Source organism: Diaphorobacter aerolatus (assembly GCF_014489535.1).
Taxonomy (GTDB): Bacteria; Pseudomonadota; Gammaproteobacteria; order Burkholderiales; family Burkholderiaceae_C; genus Diaphorobacter_A; species Diaphorobacter_A aerolatus.
The window spans coordinates 1,089,502-1,116,052 of record NZ_CP060783.1; the positions used below are offsets into that span (position 1 = coordinate 1,089,502).

Consider the following 26,551-nt stretch of genomic DNA (forward strand, 5'->3'; position numbering starts at 1 on the left):
TGATGCCGGTCGAACTCGCGGCCGAACTGATCCGCTCCGGCAACAGCTACAGCATTGCTGGCGACGAATCGCAACTGCGCCAACTGCCTGCGGGCAACTGGATCGGCGGCACCATCCCCTACTTTCTCGGACAGGATGGCGGCCAGACCACACAGCAAGGCGTTTTCGTCGCGCCCCTGCCGTCCTCTGGCCTGCTGCCGCAAGTCAAGAGTTATGACGAGTCCACGCTGGACCAGATCTGCCTTGACGGTCCCGACCATGGCTTCTCGATCATCGTGATCCCGGCGTTCTCGGGCGTTCATACCTCGTTCGCCCGCAACGCACCGAGCTATGACGACATGTACGTCAAGCCCTTGATCGGCTGGATCAGCGGCATCCATCTGGAGCAGATGGACAAACAGATCCCCATGGCGGTGAACGGCCAGACGCTCGCGTTCGAGCGCGAAAAAGTCGTGGTCATGCACATGCCGCTGCCGCCCCACCTCGTGGCGCACATCGACATCCTGAACCTGTTCGAGCAAGGCAAGGGCCCGCTGCTGCAGTTCAACAACACGGGATTTCACATCGACCAATGCAGCGTGGACGGCAAGCCCATGCGCCTGTCCGACTTCGTGAAAAGCAATCAGATCGACACACGCTTGCCGCTGGTTGCCGACTATTGCGGCGCCATGGTCAACGCAAGCATCAAGAGCCTCAACGATGACGGCACGGTAGACATGTATGCGCCGCTTTTCGAAGGCGTCGACTACCGCTTCGCCGCCCCGTGGCCGACTACGTGGCCGCCTTCCACGAGCGCCTGCCGCATGACCAAAAGCCCGTGAGCTTTGCGTGCAACTGCATCCTGAACTATCTCTACGCCGACCTCGAAGGCAAGAAGCTGCCCGACATGTGGGGGCCGATGACCTTTGGTGAAGTGGCGTATCAGTTGCTCAACCAGACGCTGGTCTATCTGCGGGTGGAGCCGGTCTAGGCGCGTTGAGTCATTTACGCAGGAAAGACAAAACAAAAAACCCGCCTATGCGGGTTTTTTGATGCTCTCGGCAGAACCAGGCCGATCAGACCTTCTCCGCGACTTCCGCGTATTCCTCGATCTGGTCGAAGTTCATGTAGCGGTACACGCTCGCCTTGTCGGCGTCGATCACGCCCATTTCCTGGAGGTACTGCTCCTTGGTCGGCAGCTTGCCCAGGCGCGAGGCGATGGCGGCGAGTTCGGCGGAGCCGAGGAACACGTTGGTGTTCTTGCCCAGGCGGTTCGGGAAGTTGCGCGTGGAGGTGGAGATCACCGTCGCGCCTTCACGCACCTGTGCCTGGTTGCCCATGCACAGCGAGCAGCCCGGCATTTCGGTGCGCGCACCGGCGGTGCCGAAGGCGGCGTAGTGGCCTTCCTTGATCAACTCGTTCTGATCCATCTTGGTCGGCGGCGCGACCCACAGCTTGACCGGAATGTCGCGCTGTCCGCCGAGCAGCTTGGCGGCGGCGCGGAAGTGGCCGATGTTGGTCATGCACGAACCGATGAAGGCTTCGTCGATGGCGGTGCCAGCGACTTCGGACAGGAACTTGGCGTCGTCCGGGTCGTTCGGGCAGCAGACGATGGGCTCCTTGATGTCGGCCAGATCGATCTCGATGACGTGCGCGTATTCGGCGTCCTTGTCGGCTTCGAGCAGCTCGGGCTTGGCCAGCCAGGCTTCGACCTTCTCGATGCGGCGCTGCAGCGTCTTCGCGTCGGCATAACCGTCGGCGATCATGTTCTTCATCAGAACCACGTTCGACCTCAGGTACTCGGCGACGGGCTCCTTGTTGAGCTTGATCGTGCAGCCCGCGGCCGAGCGCTCGGCCGAGGCGTCGGACAGTTCGAAGGCCTGTTCGACCTTGAGGTCGGGCAGACCTTCGATTTCGAGGATGCGGCCCGAGAACTCGTTGATCTTGCCGGCCTTGGCCACGGTGAGCAGGCCTTGCTTGATGCCGTACAGCGGGATCGCGTGCACGAGGTCGCGCAGGGTCACGCCGGGCTGCATTTCACCCTTGAAGCGAACGAGGATGGACTCGGGCATGTCCAGCGGCATCACGCCGGTGGCCGCACCGAACGCGACGAGGCCGGAGCCGGCTGGGAAGGAAATGCCGATCGGAAAACGCGTGTGCGAGTCGCCGCCGGTGCCGACGGTGTCGGGCAGCAGCAGGCGGTTGAGCCAGCTGTGGATCACGCCGTCGCCGGGACGCAGCGCAACGCCGCCACGGTTGGAGATGAAGGCGGGCAGCTCGCGGTGCGTCTTCACGTCCACGGGCTTGGGATAGGCTGCGGTGTGGCAGAAGGACTGCATCACCATGTCGGCGGAGAAGCCGAGGCAGGCCAGGTCCTTGAGTTCGTCGCGCGTCATCGGGCCGGTGGTGTCCTGCGACCCCACGGTGGTCATGCGCGGCTCGCAGTAGGTACCGGGGCGCACGCCCTGGCCTTCGGGCAGACCGACGGCGCGGCCAACCATCTTCTGGGCCAGCGTGAAGCCGGCCTTGGACGTGGCGGGTGCCTGCGGCAGGCGGAAGACGTTCGACGCCGGCAGACCCAGCGCTTCGCGGGCCTTGGCCGTGAGCGAGCGGCCGATGATCAGGTTGATGCGGCCACCGGCGCGCACTTCGTCGAGCAGCACGTCGGACTTGAGCTGGAAGTCGGCGACGTTGGCGCCGTTCTTCTCGATCTTGCCGTCATAGGGATAGATGTCGATCACGTCGCCCATCTCCAGCCGGGAGACGTCGACTTCGATCGGCAGCGCGCCCGAGTCTTCCTGCGTGTTGAAGAAGATCGGTGCGATCTTGCCGCCCAGCGTCACACCGCCGAAGCGCTTGTTGGGCACGAACGGGATGTCCATGCCGGTCGCCCAGATGATGGAGTTGGTGGCCGACTTGCGCGAAGAACCGGTGCCGACCACGTCGCCCACGTAGGCCACGAGGTGGCCCTTGTTCTTGAGGTCGTCGATGAACTGCATGGGGCCGCGCTTGCCGTCGGCTTCGGGCTTGAACGCCGCGTCGGGACGCGTGTTCTTGAGCATCGCCAGATAGTGCAGCGGAATGTCGGGGCGGCTCCAGGCATCGGGCGCGGCGACAGGTCGTCGGTGTTGGTCTCGCCGGGCACCTTGAAGACGGTGACGGTGATCTTTTTCTCGACTTCGGGGCGCGAGGTGAACCACTCGGCGTCGGCCCAGCTCTGCATCACTTCGCGGGCCTTGGCGTTGCCCGCCTTGGCCTTGGCGGCGACATCGTTGAAGAAGTCGAACATCAGCAGCGTCTTCTTCAGCGCCTCGGCAGCCACACCGGCGACTTCGGGGTCGTCCAGCAATTCGATCAGCGGATGCACGTTGTAGCCGCCCACCATGGTGCCGAGCAGCTCGGTGGCCTTGGCCTTGGAGATCAGGTCGACCTTGATGTCGCCATGCGCCACAGCGGCCAGGAACGACGCCTTGACCTTGGCCGCGTCATCCACACCGGGCGGCACGCGGTGGGTCAGCAGGTCGAGCAAAAAGGCATCCTCGCCCGCGGGCGGGTTCTTGATCAGCTCGGTCAGCTCGGCTACCTGCCTGGCGTCCAGCGGCAGTGGGGGAATGCCCAAAGCGGCGCGCTCGGCCACATGGTCACGATAGGCTTTCAACATGGTCTACTTCTCCGAAGTTTTGGTTCTCAATCAATGGGGGCAACAAAACCGGCAGGCCTCCGGTGGCCATCGCCTGAATGGCCACCGGAAACCTGCCGGAGTTTTTCAGTCCAGAACTACAGGGGTTACTTGTTGTTCACGCCGTCCAGCAGGTTGGGCTGAGGGTTCTTCTTCATCGACTCGGCCACGGCCACCTGGTTGGGGCTCATGCATTCGTCGGCCATGCGCTGGCCCTGCTTCTGGTTGAGCAACATGGACTTGTTGGCAATCTGCATCCAGACCGCGCCGGCCTTCTGGTCTTCGAGTCGCACGGCACCGGTGGAGGTGGTCACGGGCTGCATGTGGTATTTGAAATTCTTGCCGGTCACATGGAAACGGCCAGGAGACTTCTCGTCCTTTTCGATGTCCACGAAGGCACCCAGTTCGCAGGGCATGCGGCCAGTGGTGACGGTCTCGGCCAGCGCCAGTTCGGCGGGCGACAGCGCGGCTTCTGCGGCGATGAAGCCGGTGGCCACCTGTGTCGCGGCGCTCTTGAGCTGCGTGCGGCTGCTGGTGGCCGCAGACTTCTTCGGCGTGCTCTTCTTGGCAGCCGTGGTGGTCTTCTTGGCCGCAGGAGCTTTCGCAGCAGTCTTGGGGGCGGGCTTGGAAGTGGTCTGCGCCGTGACGAGGGCGGGTGCGAGAGCGATCAGTGCGGCAGCGAAGAGGGTCTTCATGGTGACTCCTGCAAGGAAAAAATGGATTGATGGAACCAAAACAATAAAAATAACCGATTTATGCCGAATCGGAGCCATCGCCCGTAACAAACCATTGGCGCATTTCCAACGGAATGGAGCGGCCGGTCTGGTGTGCTCGCTCGAGAACCTGCCAGAAATAGCGGTAGCTCGCGCGATCATGCAAAACGCCGTCTTCGCTGATGGGCGCCCAGTCAGCGGCCACGGCGGCGGAAATGATGCGTCCGGCGCGTTCGATCTCGATCTCGTCCGGTGCCAGCGCCGCCAGAATCGGGCGAATCTGCGCCGGGTGGATGCTCCACATGCGCGTGTAGCCGAATTCGCGAGCGGCCTTGCGGGCTGCTGCCTGCATGGCATCGGTATTGCTGAATTCGGTGACGACGCAGTGCGAGGGAACCTTGCCATGGGCGTGGCAGGCCGATGAGATGTCGAGTTTGGCGCGCACGACCAGTGGATGCTCGAACTGGCCGGTCGAGGTCATCCCCGACGATGGTATCGCGCCGCCATGGGCGGAGACGAAATCCATCAGGCCGAAGCTCAGGCTCTGGATGCGCGGATGCGCGGCGATGTCGAACGCGCGCTGCACGGCGGCGGGCGATTCGATGAGCGCGTGCAGCGGCAGGTCCTTGGCACCGGCGGCGTCGAGCGCACGCGCGGCGATTTCCACATCCTCCACCGACTCCACCTTGGGAATCATGATGTGGCAAAGCCGGTCCCAGGCCTCACCCGCAATCGTCGCCACGTCATTGGCGAACGCCGGATGATCGACCGTGTGCACCCGGGCGGCCACGCGCGCTCCGGGCCGGGTTTCGCGCGCCAGTTGGGCGACGAGGCTTGCGTGCTCACGCTCCAGTCCCACGGGCGCGCCATCCTCGCAGTCCAGCGTCACGTCGAACACCACATGGCCGAACTCGCCGCGCATCTCGTCCTGCAATTGCAGGCTCTTGCGCATGCGTGCTTCGACGCCGCTGTAGTGATCGCAAACGGGAATGGACTGCCGCCCCGCCTGCGCTCCGAGCAGGACAGTGGCTGGATGGGCTGGGTTGGCGGGCGTCGTCATGCGGGGCGCTGGGCAACGATGAACATGCGCGGAAAGGCCAGCAGACGCTTGCCATCGCTGCGCACGGGATATTCGGTATCGATTCGCTCCTCGTAACTCGCAAGAAACTCGGCTCGCAAGACATCGGAAAGCGGATCGACAAAGGGTTTGAGTCCGGTACTGCGCACCCATTCGACGATGGCTGCGGCTGACTCCAGGGGATGCTGGTAAACGGTGTGCCAGACATCGACCTGCGCGGCCTCGCGCGCCAGCAGGTCGTAGTACTGCTGAATGCCAAGCAGGTCGGTACGCAGGCGACTCACATCGCCAATCACCTGCCGGTAAGGCGATTCGGCGGCCAGTTCGCGCATGTTGCGGTGCGTGGGTTCGGCGCGGTTGTCCGGCATCTGCACGGCCAGCACGCCGCCGGGTGCGAGTGCGTTGAAAAGACGCGGGATCAGCGTCTCGTGCTCGCCTACCCATTGCAACGCGGCATTCGCATAGATGAGATCGGGTGCCGGATCAGTGGCGGAGCCGGGCACCCAGTCCTTGATGTCCGCGGCCACAAAATCCACGCCGGGAAGGCGCTTGGCCGCACTCTCCAGCATGGCTTTGGAGTTGTCCACCCCGGTCACACGCGCATTCGGAAAGCGCGCGACCAGCAGTTCGGTGGAATTCCCCGGCCCGCAGCCCAGATCCACCACATGGGATGGATTGGAAAGGGGCACGCGCGCCAGCAGCTCACGGGCCGGGCGCGTGCGCTCGTCTTCGTAGCGGCTGTAGAGCTGGGGATTCCAATCCTGCACGGGCGGACTTTTTTCGCTTCAGGAAATCACAGCAGGTGCTTGACGCCGTCCTGCTCGCCTTGCAGCTCGGCCAGCGTCTTGTCGATGCATTCCTGCGAGAAGGCATCGATTTCCAGACCTTCGACGATCTTGTACTCACCGTTTTCGGTGGTGACCGGGAAGCCGAACACGATGTCCTTGGGAATGCCGTATTCGCCATTGGAAGGCACGCCCATGGTGACCCATTCGCCCTTGGAGCCCAGAGCCCAGTCGCGCATGTGGTCGATGGCGGCGTTGGCAGCCGAAGCAGCCGACGACAGACCGCGAGCGGCGATGATCGCAGCGCCGCGCTTGCCCACGGTCGGCAGGAACACGTCCTTGTTCCATGCCTGATCGTTGATCATGTCCTTGACGGACTTGCCGTCCACGGTGGCGAAGCGGTAGTCCGCGTACATCGTGGGCGAGTGGTTGCCCCAGACGGTCAGCTTCTTGATGTCGCCGACGGCGAAGTTTGCCTTCGCGGCCAGTTGCGAAGCAGCGCGGTTGTGATCGAGGCGCAGCATGGCGGTGAAGTTCTTGGCTGGCAGATCAGGCGCCGACTTCATCGCGATGTAGGCATTGGTGTTGGCCGGGTTGCCGACCACCAGCACCTTCACATTGCGCGAGGCGACGGCGTTCAGCGCCTTGCCCTGGGCCGTGAAGATCTGGGCGTTCGCGGCCAGCAGGTCGGCGCGCTCCATGCCGGGGCCGCGAGGACGGGCACCGACCAGCAGCGCGTAGTCGGTATCCTTGAAGGCTTGCAGCGGATCGCTGTGGGCCTCGATACCGGCCAGCAACGGGAACGCGCAGTCTTCCAGTTCCATGATCACGCCCTTGAGCGCGTTCTGGGCTTTTTCGTCGGGAATTTCGAGCAACTGAAGAATGACGGGCTGATCCTTGCCCAGCATTTCGCCGGAAGCGATGCGGAACAACAGGGCGTAACCGATTTGACCAGCGGCACCGGTGACGGCAACGCGAACGGGCTTCTTGCTCATGGGAAAAACTCCAAAAAAATGAGGACAGTATGGGTGCCAGGGTTCACTTGACCGCGCTCCAAACGACAGCAGCCCGTGCCCCGCAATCACAACCCAAGAGTGTACCGCTGATTGCTGAACAGGGTCAATTTGTCTTATGTCTTATATAAGATATGATGCCGGGTGAAAGTTTCAACTTGATTACCTCGTCGATCCCCAGTCCCGACCCTGCGGCAATGTCCTCCAATCCGACCCCTCCTCCCTCGGTTCCGCCACTCAAGCGGGAGGGGTCGGCGTATCGACACCGGCCTTCAGCCCGCTGTATCAGCAAATCAAGGGACTGATCCTGCACAGCCTGCAGCACGGCGAGTGGAAGCCCGGCGAGGTCATCCCCAGCGAAATGGATCTGGCCGCGCGCTTTCGCGTGAGTCAGGGCACGGTTCGCAAGGCCATCGACGAACTTGCCGCGGACAACCTGCTGATGCGCCGTCAGGGCAAGGGCACCTTCGTCGCGACGCACGCCGAGCGGCAGGTGCAGTACCGCTTTCTCAAGCTGATGCCCGATGTCGGCGACGCGCGCGAGGAAGGCCCGGCACAGCGCACGATTCTCGAGTGCAAACGCAGCCGCGCGCCGGTTGAAATCGCGCGGGCGCTGCAGTTGCGCACCGGCGATCCCGTGATCCAGGCGCGGCGCATCCTGTCATTTGCCGGTGTGCCCACGATCCTGGAGGACATCTGGCTGCCCGGACAGGCCTTCAAAGGGCTGACCGCCGAGCAGATGGCCGAGTACCAGGGCCCGACCTACGCGATGTTCGAACTGGACTATGGCGTGCGCATGGTGCGTGCCGAAGAAAAAATCCGCGCCATCGCTCCGGACGAAGAACAGGCGAATCTGCTGCTGGTGCCCGTGGGGACGCCGCTGCTGTCCGTCGAGCGACTTGCTTATACGTATAACGATGTTCCAATGGAGTTACGTCGCGCACTCTATCGAACTGACACGCATCACTATCATAATTCGCTAAGTTGACAACCGGGTTTCCCGCAACTCCCGAGTACGGAATAAGCAATCACCACAACCGGGTGACATTGCGTTGCAATAGAATTTTGGGTTGACCTCATCGGCGATTACAACGCAGTTACATCCACGAAAGCACCTTGACATGACTGAGCAAGCCAAAAAGCGGCCCGAGTTCCGCAATATCAACGTATTCACGGACCTCCCGTCATACCGACTTCCGGCGGCTGGCATCCTGTCGATCCTGCACCGTGTGAGCGGCATGATCCTGTTCCTGCTGCTGCCGTTCATCATGTGGATGTTCGACACATCGCTGTCTTCGGAAATTTCCTACGGTTCTTTCACATCGGTGTTTCAGGGCACCTGGGGCTGGTTCGCCAAGCTCGTGTGCCTGGCGCTGATCTGGGGTTATCTGCATCACTTCTGCGCCGGTGTTCGCCACCTTGCGATGGACATGAACCATCACATCGTGAACAAGGAATTCGGCAAGACCTCCGCCCTCGTGTGCTTCGCGGTCAGCCTGCTGCTGACCGTGGTGCTGGGCGCCAAGTTGTTCGGCCTGTTCTGATCGGCCAAGTCTTTCTCTTTTAATTCTCCCTCGATAAGGAAAAAGAACCATGTCCGTGAATTACGGCTCCAAGCGCACCGTGGTTGGTGCGCACTACGGCATCCGCGACTGGCTGGTCCAGCGCGGCACCGCCGTGCTGATGGCACTGTTCACCATCGTCCTGCTCGCCCGCGTGCTGATGATCTCCGGCCCCATTGGCTATGACGGCTGGGCGGGCGTCTTCGCCCCCCAATGGATGAAGTTCCTGACCTTCGCCGTGATCGTCTCGCTGGTGTGGCACGCCTGGGTGGGTGTGCGCGACGTCTGGATGGACTACGTGCCCGCTGCCGGTCTGCGTCTGATCCTGAACATTTTCACCATTGTCTGGCTGGTCGGCTGTGCAGGCTGGGGCTTCCAGGTTCTGTGGCGTCTCTGATAGAGACTGATCTCCGCGATTGAAAGAAAAGAATGAGCTACTCAAAAGCAAATATCACCAAGCGCAAGTTTGACGTCGTGATCGTCGGCGCTGGCGGTTCCGGCCTGCGCGCTGCGCTGGAGCTGTCCCGTGCGGGCCTGTCCGTGGCGTCGCTGTCCAAGGTGTTCCCGACCCGCTCGCACACGGTGGCGGCGCAGGGCGGCGTGTCGGCCTCGCTCGGCAACATGTCCGAGGACAACTGGCACTACCACTTCTACGACACCATCAAGGGCTCCGACTGGCTGGGCGACCAGGACGCCATCGAGTTCATGTGCCGTGAAGCATCGAACGTCGTGATCGAACTCGAACACTTCGGCATGCCGTTCGACCGCAATCCCGACGGCACGATCTACCAGCGCCCGTTCGGCGGCCACACGGCCAACTACGGCGAAAAGCCCGTGCAGCGCGCCTGCGCCGCGGCCGACCGTACCGGTCACGCGATGCTGCATACGCTCTACCAGCAGAACGTCAAGTCCAGGACCAACTTCTTCGTGGAGTGGATGGCACTCGATCTGCTGCGCAACGCACAGGGCGACGTGGTCGGCGTCACGGCCATCGAACTCGAAACCGGTGATCTGTATGAGCTGCACGCCAAGGCCGTGCTGCTGGCCACCGGCGGCGCCGGTCGCATCTTCGCCGCATCGACTAACGCGTTCATCAACACCGGCGACGGCCTCGGCATGGCCGCTCGCGCGGGCATCCCGCTGCAGGACATGGAGTTCTGGCAGTTCCACCCGACCGGTGTGGCCGGCGCGGGCGTGCTGCTCACCGAAGGCTGCCGCGGCGAAGGCGCGATCCTGCTCAACAGCGAAGGCGAGCGCTTCATGGAGCGCTATGCGCCCACGCTGAAGGATCTGGCGCCGCGTGACTTCGTGTCGCGCTCCATGGACCAGGAAATCAAGGAAGGTCGCGGCTGTGGTCCGAACAAGGACTACATCCTGATGAAGCTCGATCACCTGGGCGCGGACACCATCCGCAAGCGTCTGCCCTCGGTGGAAGAAATCGGCCACAACTTCGCCAACGTCGACATCACCAAGGAGCCGATTCCCGTCGTGCCGACGATCCACTACCAGATGGGCGGCGTGCCGACCAACATCCACGGTCAGGTCGTGGTCTGGGACGGTCAGCAAAACCAGGTGGTCAACGGCCTCTATGCGGTGGGCGAGTGCTCCTGCGTATCGGTGCACGGCGCGAACCGCCTGGGCACGAACTCGCTGCTCGACCTGCTGGTGTTCGGCAAGTCCGCTGGCAAGCACATCGTCAATTTCGTCAACGGTTTTGGCGACCATCAGGAAGTCCCTGCCGATGCCGCAGACCGCACGCTGGAGCGCCTGAACCAGCTCGAAGAAGCCAAGGACGGCGTCTACGCGCAGGATCTCGCCGGTGACATTCGCTCCACGATGCAGCAGCACGCCGGTGTGTTCCGCACGCAGGCCAGCATGGATGAAGGCGTTCAGAAGATCAACGCACTGCGCGAGCGCGTCGGCAGCATCGCCATGAAGGACAAGTCCAAGGTCTGGAACACGGCCCGCATGGAAGCGCTCGAAGTGGACAACCTGATCGAAGTCGCCCAGGCCACCATGACCTCGGCCGCGGCCCGCCACGAATGCCGTGGCGCGCATACCGTCTACGATTACGAGCGCCCCGCCGACGACCCGAACTTCCCGCTGGGCCGCAACGACAAGGAATGGCTCAAGCACACGCTGTGGAACAGCTCTGACAACAGCCTGTACTACAAGCCCGTGAACCTCAAGCCCCTGACAGTGGAGAGCGTGCCTCCCAAGGTCCGCACGTTCTAATCCCGTAGCCCACGACAAGAGATTCAACAAATGAAGCGTACTTTCAAAATCTACCGCTACGATCCCGATAAGGATTCCAAGCCCTACATGCAGACCGTGGAGCTGGAGCTCGACGGTCACGAGCGCATGCTGCTGGACGCACTCGTCAAACTCAAGCAGGTGGATCCGACGATCTCGTTCCGTCGTTCGTGCCGCGAAGGTGTGTGCGGCTCCGACGCGATGAACATCAACGGCAAGAACGGCCTCGCGTGCCTCACGAACATGAAGACCCTCAACGGTGACATCGTTCTGAAGCCGCTGCCCGGCCTGCCAGTGATCCGCGACCTGATCGTGGACATGACGCAGTTCTTCAAGCAATACCACTCGATCAAGCCCTACCTGCAAAGCGACATCTACGCGTCGCCAAGCAAGGAGCGCCTGCAGTCGTCCGAGGAGCGCGAAGAGCTCAACGGTCTGTACGAGTGCATCCTGTGCGCGAGCTGCTCCACGAGCTGCCCGTCGTTCTGGTGGAACCCCGACAAGTTCGTCGGCCCGGCCGGTCTGCTGCAGGCCTACCGCTTCATCGCCGACAGCCGTGACACCGCCACGGAATCGCGCCTGGACAACCTGGAAGATCCGTACCGCCTGTTCCGTTGCCACACCATCATGAACTGTGTCGACGTGTGCCCCAAGCACCTGAACCCCACGGTTGCGATCGGCAAGATCAAGGAATTGATGGTCCGTCGGGCCATCTGAAGAAAATGGCAGAAGAAGACACCCTTCTCGATGAACGCGAAGCATCGGTCCTGCGCTGGCGCAGCCGACGCGGTCTGGTCGAGAACGACCTGTTCATCGAGCGCTTCTTTGCCACTCATGGATCGCGTCTGACCGTCGGTCAGGCGCGCGGACTTTCGGCGCTGATGGATCTCTCCGACAACGACCTGCTCGACCTCCTGCTGCGCCGCAAGGAGCCGGAAGGCGAGCTGGCCACGGACGAGATTCGCACGGTACTGGAGCAGTTACGCCCGAATGCATGAAGCCATCGGGTCCAAGTCCGCACTCCATTGCGGCTCAACTATTGAAGGAAACATGAAATGAAACTGGCAGACAACAAAGCAACGCTATCGTTCAGCGACGGCAGCCCAAGCGTCGAACTTCCCGTGTACCAGGGCACGATGGGTCCTGACGTGATCGACATCCGCAAGCTGTACGCGCAGACGGACATGTTCACCTACGACCCGGGTTTCCTGTCCACCGCGGCCTGCCAGTCGTCCATCACCTACATCGACGGCGACAAGGGCGAGCTGCTGTACCGTGGCTACCCCATCGAGCAACTGGCTACCAACTGCAACTACCTCGACACCTGCTACCTGCTGCTGAATGGCGAGTTGCCCGATCAAAAGCAGAAGGCCGAATTCGAAGACCTCGTGACCAAGCACACCATGGTCAACGAGCAGATGCAATTCTTCCTGCGCGGCTTTCGTCGTGACGCCCACCCGATGGCCGTGCTGACCGGTCTGGTCGGCGGTCTGTCGGCCTTCTATCACGACAGCACCGACATCAACAACCCGAGCACCGCGAGATCTCGGCCATCCGCCTGATCGCCAAGATGCCGACGCTGGTGGCAATGGCGTACAAGTACGGCGTGGGCCAGCCCTACCAGTACCCGCAGAACAACCTGTCCTATGCAGGCAACTTCCTGCGCATGATGTTCGGCAACCCGTGCGAAGAGTACAAGGTCGACCCGGTGATCGAGCGCGCCATGGACCGCATCTTCATCCTGCACGCCGACCACGAGCAGAACGCCTCGACGTCTACGGTTCGCCTGTGCGGTTCGTCGGGCACCAACCCGTTCGCAGCCATTGCGGCCGGTGTGGCCTGCCTCTGGGGCCCCGCTCACGGCGGTGCGAACGAAGCCGCGCTGAACATGCTCTACACCATCCAGGCACAAGGCGGCGTGGAAAAGATCGGCGAGTTCATCAAGCAGGTCAAGGACAAGAACTCCGGCGTCAAGCTCATGGGCTTCGGTCACCGTGTGTACAAGAACTATGACCCGCGCGCCAAGCTCATGCAGGAAACCTGCAATGAAGTCCTGGCAGCCATGGGCCTCGAAAAGGATCCGTTGTTCGCGCTGGCCAAGAAGCTCGAGTCCATCGCCCTCGAAGACGAATACTTCGTGTCGCGCAAGCTCTACCCGAACGTGGACTTCTACTCCGGCATCGTGCAACGCGCCATCGGCATCCCTGTGAACCTGTTCACCGGCATCTTCGCGCTGGCCCGCACCGTCGGCTGGATCGCCCAGTTGAACGAAATGATCAGCGATCCCGAGTACAAGATCGGTCGCCCACGCCAGCTGTACACCGGCTCCGCGCGCCGCGACGTGCCAAAGCGCTAAGCCATCCGCGCTTCCCGAACAGCCCAGCGGTGCCACGTGCCGCTGGGCTTTTTTGCGGGAAAGCGCGGTTGCTGCCGACGCTGCCCTGCGCTGCCAATCCCGGGCATGGGGCGCTGACATGCGGGCAGTGGCTGCCCGCATGCTCGCTCCTTGCCATAAAGTAGCAGTTTCGCGCGCCGCCCCTTCGCGCCCGCGCCTTTTCACTCATTCGCCTGCACCCGGAGACCAGAACCATGAAATCCCGCGCCGCCGTTGCCTTCAAGGCCGGAGAACCCCTGCAAATCGTCGAGATCGACGTCGCACCGCCACAAAAGGGTGAAGTGCTCATCAAGATCACGCACACGGGCGTCTGCCACACCGATGCGTTCACGCTGTCCGGTGACGATCCCGAGGGCGTGTTTCCGGCCGTGCTGGGCCATGAAGGCGCCGGCGTGGTGGTGGAGGTCGGCGAAGGCGTTACCAGCGTGAAGCCCGGCGACCATGTGATTCCTCTGTACACCGCCGAATGCGGCGAATGCCTGTTCTGCAAGAGCGGCAAGACCAATCTGTGCGTAGCCGTGCGCGCCACGCAGGGCAAGGGCCTGATGCCCGACGGCACGACGCGTTTCTCGTACAACGGCGAGCCGATCTATCACTATATGGGTTGCTCGACCTTCAGCGAATACACCGTTGTCGCCGAAGTCTCGCTCGCGAAAATCAGCCCCGAGGCCAACCCGGAACAGGTCTGCCTGCTCGGCTGCGGCGTGACCACGGGCCTCGGCGCGGTTAAGAACACCGCCAAGGTTCAGGAAGGTGATTCGGTGGCGGTGTTCGGCCTCGGCGGCATTGGTCTCGCGGTGATCCAGGGCGCGAAGCTCGCCAAGGCCGGCCGCATCATCGCGGTGGACACCAATCCGTCCAAGTTCGATCTGGCGAAGACGTTTGGCGCGACCGACTGCATCAACCCCAAGGATTTCGACAAGCCGATCCAGCAGGTCATCGTCGAGATGACGACCTGGGGCGTGGATCACAGCTTCGAATGCATCGGCAACGTGAACGTGATGCGTGCAGCGCTTGAATGCGCACACCGTGGCTGGGGCCAGTCGGTGATCATCGGCGTCGCGGGTGCGGGCCAGGAAATTTCGACCCGCCCATTCCAGTTGGTGACCGGCCGCAAGTGGCTCGGCACGGCGTTTGGTGGCGTCAAGGGTCGCAGCCAGTTGCCCGGCATGGTCGAGGACGCAATGGCCGGCAGGATCCAGCTCGAACCCTTCGTCACGCACACCATGCCGCTCGACGAGATCAACGAAGCCTTCGAGTTGATGCACGACGGCAAGTCGATCCGCTCGGTCGTTCACTTCACCGAATGATCGCGCCATGACTGCCACCACACTGGAATTGAAGACCGCACACGCCTGCTTTGGCGGCGCGCAACGTTTCTACGAGCACGCCTCGCGCGAAGTCGGCCTGCCGATGAAGTTCTCGGTCTATCTACCGCCCCAGGCACTGATGGGCGAGAAGGTACCCGCCCTGCTCTATCTGGCGGGCCTGACCTGCACCGAGGAAACCTTCATGACCAAGGCCAACGCGCAGCGCGTGGCCGCCGAACTCGGCATGGCGTTGATCGCGCCCGACACCAGCCCGCGCGGCGCGAATGTACCGGGCGAATCGCAGGCATGGGACTTTGGCGTGGGTGCAGGCTTTTATCTTGACGCGACACGTGAGCCCTGGGCCCGGAACTGGCGCATGGAAAGCTATCTGCTCAGCGAACTCCTGCCCCTCGTCAGCGACAAACTGCCCATTGCGGGCGACCGCATCGGCATCTTCGGACACTCCATGGGCGGCCATGGAGCCTTGACTCTGGCGCTGCGCCATCCGGGCGTATTCAAAAGCGTTTCGGCATTCGCGCCGATCAGCAACCCGGTGAACTGCGCCTGGGGCCAGAAGGCCTTCGCAGGCTATCTTGGCGAAGACCCGTCAAGCTGGACCGCGCACGATGCCAGCGAGCTGATGAGCGCGCAAACGCGGGCGCCATATCCCGCGGGGATCCTCATCGACCAGGGCATGGCCGACAAATTTCTCATGGAAAAACAACTGCTGCCCGAAGCCTTCGAGGCCGCATGCGCCAAGGTCGGCCAGCCGCTGCAACTGCGCATGCAGCCGGGCTACGACCATGGCTACTACTTCATTCAGACGTTCATCGAGGATCATCTGCGGTACCACGCGAGCCAGGGCCTGTTCGGCTGAGCAACGGCGCGCTCAGAACAACACGCCCTGCCCCTTCGCGAGAGCGGGTCGGTACTGAGACAGGTCCAGTTCGGTGCGCTCGCGGTTGAGCCCCAGTTTTTCGCAGGTGCGGTGAAAGCGCTGGCGCAGCAGATCGGCCCAGACGCCCGAGCCCTTCATGCGCGAGACGTAGTTGCTGTCGTAGCTGAGCCCGGCGTCGCGACCGGCCTCGTTCACGCCGTGCAGATCCTGCACGCGCGAGAGCACGCGCGCGGCCCGGTCCGGGTAATGCTGCACCAGCCACTCGCGCATGATGTCGTTGAGCTCCCAGGGCAGGCGCAGCACCGTGTAGAACGCCGAGGTGGCCCCGGCCTCGCTCGCCGCAATGAGCACCTGCTCCATGTCCTCGTTGATGAATGGAATCTGCGGCGCAACGCTCACGCCCACTGGCACACCGGCCTGCGCAAGCGCACGGATGGTGCGCAGGCGGCGATACGGCGCTGCGGCCCGGGGCTCGAGAATGCGCGCCAGTTTGGCATCGAGCGTGGTGATCGTGACGTAGGCGGCCACGAGCCGATTGCCCGCGAGTTCGCCGAGCAGGTCGAGATCGCGCTCCACGCCGCTCGATTTGGTGATCAACGAAAACGGATGCCGCGCATCGCGCATCACCTGCATCACGCCGCGCGTGAGTCGCAGCTCACGCTCCACGGGCTGGTAGCAATCGGTCGCCGAGCCGATATTCACAATCGAAGGGCGATGCGACGGCGAGGACAGTTCCTTGCGAAGCACCTCGGCAATATTGCGCTTGGCGATGATCTTCGTCTCGAAGTCCAGCCCCGGTGACAGGTTCAGGTAGCTGTGCGTGGGCCGCGCGTAGCAGTACACGCAGCCATGCTCGCAGCCGCGATAGGGATTGACCGACTGCTCGAAGAAGATGTCGGGCGAATCGTTGCTGGCCAGTGCGCTGCGCGCGTCTTCGAGCATCACCTGCGTGCTCACCGGCGGTGCGTCGCCCTCGTCCTCATCGCCCGCGCTCCACCAGATGTCCTGATCCTCATCCATAGCCAAGGCGCTGCGGCTTTGGCGGCTGAATCGATGCTCCACCTGCGTGGCGATGCCCGGCCCTTGATGGGCTCGGAGACGAGCGAGATCGGCAGTACGCGGCGGTTCATGACGGTGCAGTGGATTTGTATTGCTGGTTATTTATACAGTAATTTAATCGACTTGGCACGGACATGAAATTCCCGCTCTTACAAACCTATTCTCATGAACCCGCGCCGCCACGTGCGGCATTGCGGCCAGTTCACTGAAAGCCTATACAGTGGTGGGTTTTTTCAAGATTTCTGTTCGAAAGGAAAATCATCATGGCCAATGCAAAGCCGCCCATCACGCTGTCTTCGCTCGACGTGGATCGCATCGAGGCGCTGCTTGCGGCGATTCCCGCGAGCGCGTTCCCGGGCAAGGCCGAGTTGCAGGCGGAACTCGATCGCGCCGACATCGTTGCGCCCGAGGAAATGCCGCCCACGGTGGTCACGATGAATTCGACCGTTCAGTTCTCGATCATCGAATCGGGCAAGGACTTTGTGCTGAGCCTTGTCTATCCGCGCGACATGGACGGCAGTGCCGACAAGATTTCCATCTTCGCGCCGGTCGGCAGCGCCCTGCTCGGCCTGTCGATTGGCGACGAGCTTGCCTGGCCCGGCCCCGGTGGAAAAATGATGACGGTGCGCGTCAAGCAGATCGTCTACCAGCCCGAGAGCGCTGGCGAGCTGCATCGCTGAGAGCCGGTCGAGAAAGCGCGCTGTCCCTAACTGACGAACTGCCCGGCGAGCAGCACGCCGCCACCCGCACCGATCAGGCTCAGTTGCCAGCGCAGCGCGGTCAGCCAGGTCGGCACGTGCCGCTCCACCTTCAAATAGAGAATCCGGCCCGCCACCAGCGACAGACCAAACGCCAGACACATGCCGAGCAGATGCAGGGCGGGAATATCGGGCACCCAGGCCGAGACCACGGCATTGACCAGAAGGCAGATCGAAAAGTGAATCAGAAACACCGAGTAAGACATTTGGCCCAGTGTCTGAAGCCGTGAGGTCAGCGGGTCGAGCGATTCAAGCAGCCTGCCGAACAGCCGTTGCGCATGCGTGGTTCCATCGGCTTGGGCGGGTCGCATAAGCAGCATCAGCAGCAGCGCCGAAGTCATCGCCAGCGCGACCCGGCCGCGGAAATCGACCCACAGTGCCGCACAACCGACCACGCCGATCAGCACAAACCAAGCGGTCCAACGTGTGGAACGCGATCCCCAGAATGCCAGCATGCCGAGGCCATAGGCACCAAAGAAGTAGATGCCCCACATGTCCCACTCGGCATGGCGATTCGCGTACAGCAGCGAGCCACAGACACCCGCAATCACCAGCAACTTGGTGATGGCCGCGCGCACGCGGTCGCTGAGCTTGAAGGTGCGCATCGCGGCGAAAAAGCATGCCGCCATCACGAAGAGCTGAAAGTCGATGGCGACGTACCACACACCTGCGGACAGCGCTTCTTCGCCCACGATGTCCTGAATCAGGAAGGCGTTGGCAATCAATTGCGGAATGCTGGGTTCACCGGGAACCGAGGGATGATCCATCAGCGAGCGCACCAGATCGGACAGCAGCACCGCCACGATCAGCGCCACCGCATAGGGCACGACCAGCCGCACAAATCGCTTGCCGACTTGCTGGGGCGCGTTGTCGAACCTGGCCAGGCCCTGGGGCGCCAGGCTGGCCGCCGCGAGATAGCCGCCCAGCACGAGAAATATCTGCACGGCCATGCGCGCGTAGTCGCCCAGCCATTCGATGGTGCCCGGAAGAAGGGGTTTCGCTACGTCCGACATCGGGCCGTAGAAGGCTAGGTGATGCCAGACGATGGCCATGCAGGCCAGACCCTTGATGCAATCAATGCTTGCATTTCGCTTTGCGGAAGACATTTATTAGTGTTGTATGTATTCGGTTCCGACTGGACGGATGCCCGGCCCAATCCTGCAAAGGCGAAATTGTGCCTTCATTGCAGAAATCGTGCAGGCGGCGAAAGAAGGAGTTCATCCTTCTTGCAAACCATGCATCCGACTGGCCCGGATTGCGAACACTTTCAAACACATGGGTGACAACGCTTCCCACGCCGTCACCCTGTTCAACGCATGGCGCGCAATTTGGTTTACTTTGGTTCGGTGCGCTTGAGAATATCGCGGCGCATCACCTCGTCTTCGGTGAGTTCAAACCACATCGCGTTGAGCACCGCGAACAGCGCGGCCAGGGGCAGGCCCAGAAGCCAGGAGAAATACCACATGATGTCTTGTTCCTTCGACGTTGTTGGCGCGCTCAGTACGAGTGCGTTTCACCCTTGATGATGGCCATGGGATCGACCTTGCCGCGCAGCACGCTGTACACCCATGAGGTGTAGGCAAGAATCAGCGGCAGGAAGATCATCACGCACACCAGCATGATGAACAGCGTCGTGTGGCTCGACGACGAATCCCACACGGTCAGGCTGAAACGCGGATCGACCGATGAGGGCAGGATCATCGGGAACATCGCAGCGCCGACCGTGAGGATGATGCAGACGATGGCCAGACCGCTGCTCAGCAGCGCGAGCCACTCGCGGCGCGAGCGCATGCCGAGCGCCGAGATCCACGGCAGCACCACGCCCAGCAGCGGCAGCAGCCAGAGCACCGGCGTCGCCTTGAAATTGGCCATCCATGCGCCTTGCGCAACGGCCGCGGTCTTGGCCAGCGGGTTCGACGGGCCGACCTTGTTGATGGCGCTGGTGATCTCGTAGCCGTTGATGCCCATGGCAATCCACACGCCCGCCAAAGCGAACAGCACCGATGCCAGCATCGCCGCCATCGCGCCGAAGCGCGCGGCGCGAGCGGCCACCTCGCCATCGGTCTTGAACACCAGCCACGACGCGCCGTGCATGACCATCATGGCAAGCGACACCAGTCCACACAGCAACGCGAACGGCTGCAGCAGGCCGAAGAACGTGCCGTCGTAGTAAATGCGCAAATCATCGGAGAAGCGGAACGGCACGCCGAGCAGCACGTTGCCCACGGCCACGCCGAAGAGCAATGCAGGCACGATGCCGCTCACGCACAGCACCCAATCCCATTTGTTGCGCCACGAGGCCTCCTCGCGTTTGCTGCGGAACTTGAAGGCCACGGGTCGCAGGATCAACGCCACCAGAATGGCAAACATCGCCAGATAGAAACCCGAGAACGACACCGCGTAGAGCTGCGGCCACGCGGCGAAGATCGCGCCGCCGCCGAGAATCAGCCACACCTGGTTGCCCTCCCAGATCGGGCCGACCGTGTTGATGACCACGCGACGCTCGACGTCGATCTTTGCCGTGGCGCGCAGCAGCGCCATCGCCCCCAGATCGAAGCCGTCGGTCACCGCGAAGCCCACCAGCAGAATGCCGAGCAGCAGCCACCAGATGACGCGCAGGACATCGTAGGAAATCAGTTCATGCAAGATCATTTTTCAAACTCCTGATGTGCCGGTTCAACGCGCGCGCGCCAGCTTTTCGATCATCGGCTCGTAGAAGCTCAGATGCGGTTCGCTCTCGTGCTCGGGCCCCTTGCGGATGGCCTTGAGCATGAGCTTCATCTCGATCACGAACAGCACCGTGTAGATCAGGATGAAGGCACCAATGGTCAGCAGCAGCGTGCTCGCGCCGAGGTTGGAGACCGCCATCGCCGTGGGCAGAACCCCTTCGATGATCCACGGCTGGCGGCCCAGCTCGGCCACGATCCAGCCGCACTCGATGGCAACCCACGGCAGCGGAATGGCAAACACGGCGACCCTGAGCAACCAGGGATAGGCATCCAACCGGTGGCGCGCCGAGAGATAGAAGAACGTGCCGGTCAGCAAGATGAAGAACATGCCCAGTCCCACCATCATGCGGAAGGTCCAGAACAGCGGCCCGACGGGCGGCACGGTGTCCATCGCGGCTTGCTGAATCTGCTCGTTCGTGGCCTTGCGCGGATCGTCCACGTAGCGCATGAGCAAGAGCGCATAGCCAAGCGACGCGCCCTTGTCCTCGAACACCGCCTTGGCCTCGGGCGGCACCTGCGCATCGCTCTTGGCGGCGCGAATGGTCTGCAGTGCGTCGTAGGCCTCGATGCCGTCACGGATGTAGGTTTCGGTGTTCCTCACCAGATCGTTGATGCCGGGAATTTCCTTGGTCAGCGAGCGCGTGCCGATCAGCCCCATGGCCCATGGAATATGCACGGCATAGTGCGTCTCACGCGCCGCCCTGTCGGGAATGCCGAACAGCGTGAATGAGGCGGGCGCGGGCTCGGTGTCCCACATCGCCTCGATTGAGGCGAGCTTCATCTTCTGGTGTTCCGACGAGAGATAACCGCTCTCGTCGCCCAGCACCACCACCGAAAGCGAGGCCGCGAGACCGAACGATGCGGCCACCGTCATCGAGCGCTTTGCGAGGTGCACATGACGCCCTTTGAGCAGATACCACGCCGAAATGCCGAGCACGAAGACCGATGCCGCCACGTAGCCGGCAGAGACGGTGTGCACGAACTTGGCCTGCGCCACGGGATTGGTGAGCACTGCGAAGAAATCATTCACTTCCATGCGCATGGTCTGCGGATTGAAGGCAGCGCCTACGGGATTCTGCATCCAGCCATTGGCGATCAGAATCCACAGTGCGGAAAAGTTCGAACCAATCGCGACCAGCCAGGTCGTCACCAGGTGAGCGCGTGCGCTCATGCGGTCCCAGCCAAAGAAGAACAGGCCGACGAACGTCGCCTCCAGAAAGAAAGCCATCAGGCCCTCGATTGCGAGCGGCGCGCCGAAGATGTCGCCGACGTAGTGGCTGTAGTAGCTCCAGTTCATGCCGAACTGGAACTCCATCACCACGCCCGTCGCCACACCCATCGCGAAGTTGATGCCGAACAGCGCGCCCCAGAACTTGGTCATGTCGCGCCAGATGGTGCGGCCGGTCATCACAAACACCGTCTCCATGATGGCGACGAGGATGGACAGGCCAATCGTGAGCGGGACAAAGAGAAAGTGGTAGAGCGCCGTTATCGCAAATTGGAGCCGCGATAAGTCGACGATGTTGAGGTCCATGATGCGATCCTTCTTTCGTGGGTTCAGATGCCGTTCTTGTTATTCGGTGATTGCGGGGCGGCGTCGGCTCTCAGGCTGCTGACCGCTCGCGCAAATGCTTCGGTGCCGTGGCGCGCCTCACCGGCAAGGCGGCCACCTTCCATCCAGATCACTCGATCCGCCATCGCGGCCTCTCGCTGCCAATGGGTCGCAAGCACCAGCGTGCGGCCAGAAGACTGCGTCCAGAGCCGCGCCAGCACATCCTTCGCAACAGCGGCGTCAAGGCCTTCGGTCACTTCGTCGAGCAGCCAGCATGGCGCCGGGCTGAGCAACAAGCGCGCCAGCGCCAGCCGCCGTGCCTGCCCGCCGGACAGGCCAAGCCCGCCTTCGCCAAGTGGCGTGTCAAGCCCCTGTGGCAAGGCGCGAACATCATGAGCGAGTCCCGCTTCTTCGAGCACATTCCACAAATTCTGATCCTGCTCGTGAGGGGATTCAAGGCGCAAATTGTCTCGCACGCTTTCCCGAAACAGTTCGGTATGCTGCGTCATCCAACTGCAGTCACATGCGGCAACATGGCCGCTGCTTGGGGCAAGCTCGCCCGAGATGAGCGACAGCAGCGTGGTCTTGCCCGCTCCACTCGCACCGATCAGTGCAACGCGCTCGCCCTGCCGAATCTCCAGATTCAAGGGGCCGATGATCCTTCGGCCATCGTGCGCCGCACTGGCGTTTTCCAGTTGCACCGCAAGTCCGGCAATCGGCGGCGCCTGTTGTACGGGCACCTCGCCGAGTGGCGCTTCCTGCGCGAGCACGGCACCGATTCTTCGCACCGCGAGCAGGGTTCGCCCGGCTTCGGCGGCTCCCCGGCGCAGCGCGGCAAACGGCTCCATCGCCGACAGCGCCAGCAACACGCCGAAGGCGGCCACGGCAGCGCCAATGCGCCGTTCATCGACCAGCCATGCCATCGCAAGCAGCACGCCGCACAGCGTCAGCGCACTGGCAATGCCGTAGGCGACCGTCGCGAGCGCCTCGAGACGAAACAATGACATGTCGGCCTTCGCCGCACGCGCATCGCTGGCCTCGATGGCCTCGCACTGCGCGGCAAGACGCCCGGCCATCAGCAGTTCGGTTTTTCCAGCGACCAGATCGACCGTGCGTGCGCGCAGACTTTCGGTATTCAACGCGCGCCGCAGTGCCGCCTTGCGGCTGACCGATGCCTGCCACAACGCGATGCCCAGCCCTGCGCACAGCAGCCAGAGCGCGGCAAGCAATCCAATCCACCACCGCATCAGGCCCAGAGCGAACCCTAGCATCGCCGCAGCGCCCAGCGCCGCAAACGCGGGCACGACCAGACGCAGATAGATGTTGTCGAGCGCATCCACGTCGGCGGTGAGCCGCTGCAGCAGACGCGCCGGACGTTGCAACAGCCAGCGCGCGGCACGCGGACGTGACCAGGCCCGGAACAGCCGCTCGCGCAGGGCGGCCAGCGCGGCCAGCGTTGCATCGTGCGTGACGAGGCGCTCCGCATAACGCGCACCGGTGCGCCCTATGGCCAACAAACGAATTCCGGCAGACGGCATGAAGACATCGAACACCAGCGCAGCGGCAGGCACCAGTCCCGCGATGGCCGTCGCCGTGATGAACCAGCCCGACAATCCCAACAGCGCCATGCCCATCAGCACCGTCAACAGCGACAAGGCAGCGCCTCCAAGCCACAGCCTGCGCGTGGCGCTTCCCTGCATGGCGCGCAGTACGGCATGCCATTCCTCGCGCGGGCGGCGGTTGTTGTTCCGCTTCATGCCGCCACTTCCTGCGACCCGGTAGTTAGCCGGATCACCCGGTCCATGCGCTGCGCGAGCCGTGCATCGTGTGTCGCAACGATCAGCGTGCGGCCCTGCGCGATCTGCACGAGCGACTCGATCACCTGATCGGCGGTCTGCGGATCGAGATGGGCCGTGGGCTCATCCACCAACAAAAGCCCCGCGTGCCGGTTCACCGCAAGCCGCGCGAGCGCGAGGCGCACGGCCTCGCCGCCCGACAGGCCGCTTCCGCCCTCGCCCAGACTCAGGCCCGCGCGGTGTTCCAGTGCCTGCGACAACGCGGCCACATCGACCGCGTGGCGCACGTCCTGCGCGCTCACGTCGCTGCGGCCCAGTCCCACATTGCGCAGCACCGATCCGGCGAACACATGCGAATGCTGTCCCATCCATGCGATCCGCGCGCGCAGCCTCTGCGCGGACTCTTCATTCATGGTCTCGCCATCGATGCGAATGCTGCCGCGCTCGGGCACGATCAACCCGGCCAGTTGCGCCAGCAGCACTGACTTGCCCGCGCCGCTCGGCGCCCAGAGCGCAACATGCTCGCCAGCCGCAATGCGCTCGCTCCATGCGGACATGGCGGCCGGATGGCCCGGCACGCCAACCTGGAGCGCGTCGATTTCGACGGCCACGGCACCCATCGGCGCTGGCACGCGCGCTATGGAATCCTGCGCGCCAGCGCCGACGATCTGCATGGCATCGCGCTGCATATCGGCCATCGTCGAGAGTGCGGCCTCGCCCGCGGCCTTGTCGTGCCACACAGCGGAAAGTTCGCGCAAGGGATCAAAAAAAGCCGGCGCAAGCATCAGCACGAACAGCGCCTGCGCGAGCGACAGCTTCTCGCCCCAGGCACCAAAGGCAAGCGTGCCCAGCAGATGAAAGCCCACGTAGACCGCCACCATTGCCACGCCGAGTGCCGAGAAAAACTCGAGCACAGCGGATGAAAGAAAGGCGATGCGCAGCACGCGCATGGTGCGCGCACGCAGCGATTCGGCGCGTTCACGCAAACGCAGGGCCGTCGCGTCCACCGCGTCGAGCGCGCGCAGCGTGCTGAGCCCCCGCAGCCGGTCGAGCAGAAAGCCGTTCATGCCGCCGACCTCCAGCATCTGTTCCTCGCTCGCGGACTTCGCACGCCATCCCACAATCGCCATGAACAACGGAATCAGCGGAGCAGCAAACAGCAGAATCAGCGCGGCAAGCCACGAAAACCAGCCGACCGCAACGGCGATCACAAACGGCACGGAGCGCGCCTTGAACATCGCCGTCTGGTATCGGGAGCGCCACGGAACGACGGCCTCGGCCTGCTCGGCCATGGCGCTCGCGGCTTGGCCCGAAGGTGCCTGCGCCCGGTCCATCGGCGACACGCGGGCGAGCGAGCGCGAGAGCTGCGCGCGCACACCGCTCAGATGTTGGCGCGCGATGCGCTGCGATTGCCATGCGCCCATGCCATCGAGCACCGCGCGCAACACGCCCGCCGCGAGCACGCAGGCGGCGAGCGGCAACACGGCGTCAAATCCGCCCCCTTGCGTCATGCGCTCGACGGATTGGGCGATCCACCACGCCTGCGGCATCCAGAGCAGCGAAGCCACCATCTGCAATACAGCACCGGTACGGCCCATGCGAGCGGAAGGTTGATCTGGCGATGACGACGACGCGGCGCGACTGAACATGGCTCCAAGCTGTGATGAATAGAAAACTCATCGAAAAGTACTGACCCAAGGGTTACCACTATGTCCCGAACGCGAGGCGGATGGGAAGCAAGGACGCGACTCTTGACGAAAATCAAGATAAAACTGTCGTAAATCGCACAATTACTCGACATTCCGTTCAGAAAAGGCCAAGGTTTCGATTGCTTCTTGCCCAATCTCAATGCACCAACATGCAAAAAGATGTTGGCCGGACTGGCTGAACGGTTGCGCTCTGGCGCGCTCCTGCGTTACCGCGTCACCGCGTTAGCGCCGTTTGCGCGCAGCGGTTTTCTTTTTACCCGCACGCGTGACAGCCCAGGACAGCGCGCGCTCCGACGCCGCCAGCGCAATCAGCCAATCCTTGAGCGCCTGAGCAGCGGGCCTCAGCAACGCCTGTTTGTGGTGCACCAGATAGTAGGCCTTGTGCACCGGCAGGCGCATGGCAAAGGGTTCGATCAACAGACCGTCGCGCAATTCGGCCTCGGTCAGCACGGCGCTGCTGAGCACCACGCCCTGGCCATGGCGCGCGCTCTCGATCGCCAGCGCGGACTGATCGAAATGCTGGCGCGTGAGACGCGCGATCTGCGCCTCGTCCAGATTGCTGAATCGCCCGAGCCATTCATCCCAATAGGGCAGGATGGTGGTGTCGAGCAAGGTGGCGCGCAGCAGGTCATCGGGAGACTTCAGACGAATGCGGCTTGCATAGCCGGGCGCGCAATACAGCCGCGCCTCGTCGGAATACAGCAGATCGATCTGCAATTGCGCATCCTGTCCGTCGAAATACCGAATCGCGAGATCCGCGCGGTCACGGTCGAAGTTCGTGAGATCGGTGGTCGCGCCCAGATGCAGGGACACCTCTGGATGCAGCGTGAGAAAAGCCGCCATGCGCGGCGCAAACCATTTCGCAGCCAGCGTCGGGGGCATGGAAAGCCAGACCTCGTTGGTCTGGCTCAGCCGCAGTTGATCGCTCGCCTGCTGGATGTTTGCCAGCGCCGGCTGGATCGCCGCCCAGTAGTTCACGGCATCGGCCGTGGGCTGTACCTGCCGCACGGAGCGCAAAAACAGCGGCGCGCCCAGCCATTGCTCAAGTTTCTGAATCTGCTGGCCCACGGCGCCCGGCGTCACGTGCAGCTCTTGCGCGGCGAGCATGAAGCTCTTGTGCCGCATCGCGGCGTCGAAGACATGCAGGGATTTGAGCGGTAGCGGTGTGGGCATGGTGCAGAAATTCTATTTCATATCGCAAATTAAATCGTTTGTCAGCCTTTGCGCGAATTTCAGAAAATGGCCATTCCGAACACGCTTTGCAAAGATGCAATGAATCACCA

The 26,551-nt window shown here is 62.8% G+C and carries 20 protein-coding genes and 4 pseudogenes; 11 read left to right on the forward strand and 13 right to left on the reverse strand.

The window, feature by feature from the left end:
• Positions 1-2 precede the first annotated feature (2 nt).
• Positions 3-970, forward strand: a pseudogene (locus tag H9K75_RS05090) (DUF6976 family protein).
• Positions 971-1,055: 85 nt separating this feature from the next.
• Here H9K75_RS05090 and acnB read toward each other — a convergent pair.
• From acnB to H9K75_RS05115, 5 genes and pseudogenes are all read right to left on the reverse strand, one after another.
• A pseudogene (gene acnB / locus H9K75_RS05095) lies at positions 1,056-3,640 on the reverse strand (bifunctional aconitate hydratase 2/2-methylisocitrate dehydratase).
• Positions 3,641-3,765: 125 nt separating this feature from the next.
• Entirely contained in the window at positions 3,766-4,353 is a 588-nt protein-coding gene (locus H9K75_RS05100; protein ID WP_187725006.1) for a hypothetical protein, read from the reverse strand.
• Positions 4,354-4,411: 58 nt separating this feature from the next.
• Positions 4,412-5,431: an HpcH/HpaI aldolase/citrate lyase family protein gene (locus tag H9K75_RS05105; protein ID WP_187725007.1), complete on the reverse strand. Its 1,020-nt coding sequence runs from the start codon at positions 5,429-5,431 to the stop codon at positions 4,412-4,414.
• Positions 5,428-6,216 carry a trans-aconitate 2-methyltransferase gene (gene tam / locus H9K75_RS05110; RefSeq protein WP_187725008.1) on the reverse strand — a complete coding sequence of 263 codons (789 nt, stop codon included), beginning with the start codon at positions 6,214-6,216 and terminating at the stop codon, positions 5,428-5,430. Before tam ends, H9K75_RS05105 begins: the two co-directional genes overlap by 4 nt.
• 26 nt (positions 6,217-6,242) lie before the next feature.
• A complete protein-coding gene (locus tag H9K75_RS05115; RefSeq protein ID WP_187725009.1) occupies positions 6,243-7,229 on the reverse strand; it encodes a malate dehydrogenase in 987 nt (328 codons plus the stop codon).
• A gap of 259 nt (positions 7,230-7,488) precedes the next feature.
• Here H9K75_RS05115 and H9K75_RS05120 point away from each other — a divergent pair.
• The 9 genes and pseudogenes from H9K75_RS05120 to fghA form a co-directional block, all read left to right on the forward strand.
• A pseudogene (locus H9K75_RS05120) lies at positions 7,489-8,235 on the forward strand (GntR family transcriptional regulator); the annotation flags it as partial.
• A gap of 133 nt (positions 8,236-8,368) precedes the next feature.
• A complete protein-coding gene (gene sdhC / locus H9K75_RS05125; RefSeq protein ID WP_187725010.1) occupies positions 8,369-8,791 on the forward strand; it encodes a succinate dehydrogenase, cytochrome b556 subunit in 423 nt (140 codons plus the stop codon).
• Positions 8,792-8,840: 49 nt separating this feature from the next.
• Entirely contained in the window at positions 8,841-9,206 is a 366-nt protein-coding gene (sdhD, locus tag H9K75_RS05130; protein ID WP_187725011.1) for a succinate dehydrogenase, hydrophobic membrane anchor protein, read from the forward strand.
• A 32-nt stretch (positions 9,207-9,238) separates the two neighbouring features.
• On the forward strand, positions 9,239-11,044 hold the full coding sequence (gene sdhA / locus H9K75_RS05135) for a succinate dehydrogenase flavoprotein subunit (protein WP_187725012.1): 1,806 nt from the start codon (positions 9,239-9,241) through the stop codon (positions 11,042-11,044).
• Between the two features lie 30 nt (positions 11,045-11,074).
• Complete coding sequence (locus H9K75_RS05140) at positions 11,075-11,779, forward strand: succinate dehydrogenase iron-sulfur subunit (protein ID WP_187725013.1); 705 nt, start codon at positions 11,075-11,077, stop codon at positions 11,777-11,779.
• Positions 11,780-11,784: 5 nt separating this feature from the next.
• The gene (locus H9K75_RS05145) at positions 11,785-12,060 is read left to right on the forward strand and encodes a succinate dehydrogenase assembly factor 2 (protein ID WP_187725014.1); all 276 of its coding nucleotides are present in this window, start codon (positions 11,785-11,787) and stop codon (positions 12,058-12,060) included.
• 57 nt (positions 12,061-12,117) lie between these two features.
• Positions 12,118-13,418 (forward strand): annotated as a pseudogene (locus H9K75_RS05150) (citrate synthase).
• Positions 13,419-13,651: 233 nt separating this feature from the next.
• Positions 13,652-14,767, forward strand: coding sequence for an S-(hydroxymethyl)glutathione dehydrogenase/class III alcohol dehydrogenase (locus H9K75_RS05155; protein ID WP_187725015.1), 1,116 nt, complete (start codon positions 13,652-13,654; stop codon positions 14,765-14,767).
• A 7-nt stretch (positions 14,768-14,774) separates the two neighbouring features.
• Positions 14,775-15,644: an S-formylglutathione hydrolase gene (gene fghA / locus H9K75_RS05160; protein WP_319016881.1), complete on the forward strand. Its 870-nt coding sequence runs from the start codon at positions 14,775-14,777 to the stop codon at positions 15,642-15,644.
• A gap of 12 nt (positions 15,645-15,656) precedes the next feature.
• Here fghA and H9K75_RS05165 read toward each other — a convergent pair whose 3' ends face one another.
• The gene (locus tag H9K75_RS05165) at positions 15,657-16,805 is read right to left on the reverse strand and encodes a PA0069 family radical SAM protein (protein ID WP_187725915.1); all 1,149 of its coding nucleotides are present in this window, start codon (positions 16,803-16,805) and stop codon (positions 15,657-15,659) included.
• 182 nt (positions 16,806-16,987) lie between these two features.
• On the opposite strand from H9K75_RS05165, the gene rnk reads away from it, so the two are divergent.
• A complete protein-coding gene (gene rnk, locus H9K75_RS05170) occupies positions 16,988-17,404 on the forward strand; it encodes a nucleoside diphosphate kinase regulator (protein WP_187725016.1) in 417 nt (138 codons plus the stop codon).
• 26 nt (positions 17,405-17,430) lie between these two features.
• Here rnk and H9K75_RS05175 read toward each other — a convergent pair whose 3' ends face one another.
• From H9K75_RS05175 to H9K75_RS05205, 7 genes are all read right to left on the reverse strand, one after another.
• Entirely contained in the window at positions 17,431-18,588 is a 1,158-nt protein-coding gene (locus H9K75_RS05175; protein WP_187725017.1) for an acyltransferase family protein, read from the reverse strand.
• Positions 18,589-18,815: 227 nt separating this feature from the next.
• Positions 18,816-18,947: a cytochrome bd-I oxidase subunit CydX gene (gene cydX, locus H9K75_RS05180; protein WP_187725018.1), complete on the reverse strand. Its 132-nt coding sequence runs from the start codon at positions 18,945-18,947 to the stop codon at positions 18,816-18,818.
• Positions 18,948-18,979: 32 nt separating this feature from the next.
• Positions 18,980-20,134: a cytochrome d ubiquinol oxidase subunit II gene (gene cydB / locus H9K75_RS05185; RefSeq protein WP_187725019.1), complete on the reverse strand. Its 1,155-nt coding sequence runs from the start codon at positions 20,132-20,134 to the stop codon at positions 18,980-18,982.
• A 24-nt stretch (positions 20,135-20,158) separates the two neighbouring features.
• Positions 20,159-21,745 carry a cytochrome ubiquinol oxidase subunit I gene (locus tag H9K75_RS05190; protein ID WP_187725020.1) on the reverse strand — a complete coding sequence of 529 codons (1,587 nt, stop codon included), beginning with the start codon at positions 21,743-21,745 and terminating at the stop codon, positions 20,159-20,161.
• Between the two features lie 23 nt (positions 21,746-21,768).
• A complete protein-coding gene (gene cydC, locus H9K75_RS05195; RefSeq protein WP_404826409.1) occupies positions 21,769-23,520 on the reverse strand; it encodes a thiol reductant ABC exporter subunit CydC in 1,752 nt (583 codons plus the stop codon).
• Positions 23,517-25,208 (reverse strand): thiol reductant ABC exporter subunit CydD, encoded by a 1,692-nt coding sequence (gene cydD / locus H9K75_RS05200; protein WP_404826410.1) that lies wholly within the window; start codon positions 25,206-25,208, stop codon positions 23,517-23,519. Before cydD ends, cydC begins: the two co-directional genes overlap by 4 nt.
• Before the next feature lie 282 nt (positions 25,209-25,490).
• The gene (locus tag H9K75_RS05205) at positions 25,491-26,441 is read right to left on the reverse strand and encodes a LysR substrate-binding domain-containing protein (protein WP_187725021.1); all 951 of its coding nucleotides are present in this window, start codon (positions 26,439-26,441) and stop codon (positions 25,491-25,493) included.
• Positions 26,442-26,551 lie beyond the last annotated feature (110 nt).

Excerpts from the sequence above, each read along its gene's own strand:
- H9K75_RS05115 (WP_187725009.1), bottom strand. The coding sequence starts at position 7,229 with ATGAGCAAGAAGCCCGTTCGCGTTGCCGTCACCGGTGCCGCTGGTCAA.
- rnk (WP_187725016.1), top strand. The coding sequence starts at position 16,988 with ATGGCCAATGCAAAGCCGCCCATCACGCTGTCTTCGCTCGACGTGGAT.
- cydD (WP_404826410.1), bottom strand. The coding sequence starts at position 25,208 with ATGTTCAGTCGCGCCGCGTCGTCGTCATCGCCAGATCAACCTTCCGCT.
- cydB (WP_187725019.1), bottom strand. The coding sequence starts at position 20,134 with ATGATCTTGCATGAACTGATTTCCTACGATGTCCTGCGCGTCATCTGG.
- H9K75_RS05140 (WP_187725013.1), top strand. The coding sequence starts at position 11,075 with ATGAAGCGTACTTTCAAAATCTACCGCTACGATCCCGATAAGGATTCC.
- H9K75_RS05190 (WP_187725020.1), bottom strand. The coding sequence starts at position 21,745 with ATGGACCTCAACATCGTCGACTTATCGCGGCTCCAATTTGCGATAACG.
- H9K75_RS05145 (WP_187725014.1), top strand. The coding sequence starts at position 11,785 with ATGGCAGAAGAAGACACCCTTCTCGATGAACGCGAAGCATCGGTCCTG.
- H9K75_RS05205 (WP_187725021.1), bottom strand. The coding sequence starts at position 26,441 with ATGCCCACACCGCTACCGCTCAAATCCCTGCATGTCTTCGACGCCGCG.
- H9K75_RS05155 (WP_187725015.1), top strand. The coding sequence starts at position 13,652 with ATGAAATCCCGCGCCGCCGTTGCCTTCAAGGCCGGAGAACCCCTGCAA.
- H9K75_RS05100 (WP_187725006.1), bottom strand. The coding sequence starts at position 4,353 with ATGAAGACCCTCTTCGCTGCCGCACTGATCGCTCTCGCACCCGCCCTC.
- sdhC (WP_187725010.1), top strand. The coding sequence starts at position 8,369 with ATGACTGAGCAAGCCAAAAAGCGGCCCGAGTTCCGCAATATCAACGTA.
- fghA (WP_319016881.1), top strand. The coding sequence starts at position 14,775 with ATGACTGCCACCACACTGGAATTGAAGACCGCACACGCCTGCTTTGGC.
- H9K75_RS05105 (WP_187725007.1), bottom strand. The coding sequence starts at position 5,431 with ATGACGACGCCCGCCAACCCAGCCCATCCAGCCACTGTCCTGCTCGGA.
- cydX (WP_187725018.1), bottom strand. The coding sequence starts at position 18,947 with ATGTGGTATTTCTCCTGGCTTCTGGGCCTGCCCCTGGCCGCGCTGTTC.
- sdhD (WP_187725011.1), top strand. The coding sequence starts at position 8,841 with ATGTCCGTGAATTACGGCTCCAAGCGCACCGTGGTTGGTGCGCACTAC.
- sdhA (WP_187725012.1), top strand. The coding sequence starts at position 9,239 with ATGAGCTACTCAAAAGCAAATATCACCAAGCGCAAGTTTGACGTCGTG.
- cydC (WP_404826409.1), bottom strand. The coding sequence starts at position 23,520 with ATGAAGCGGAACAACAACCGCCGCCCGCGCGAGGAATGGCATGCCGTA.
- H9K75_RS05175 (WP_187725017.1), bottom strand. The coding sequence starts at position 18,588 with ATGTCTTCCGCAAAGCGAAATGCAAGCATTGATTGCATCAAGGGTCTG.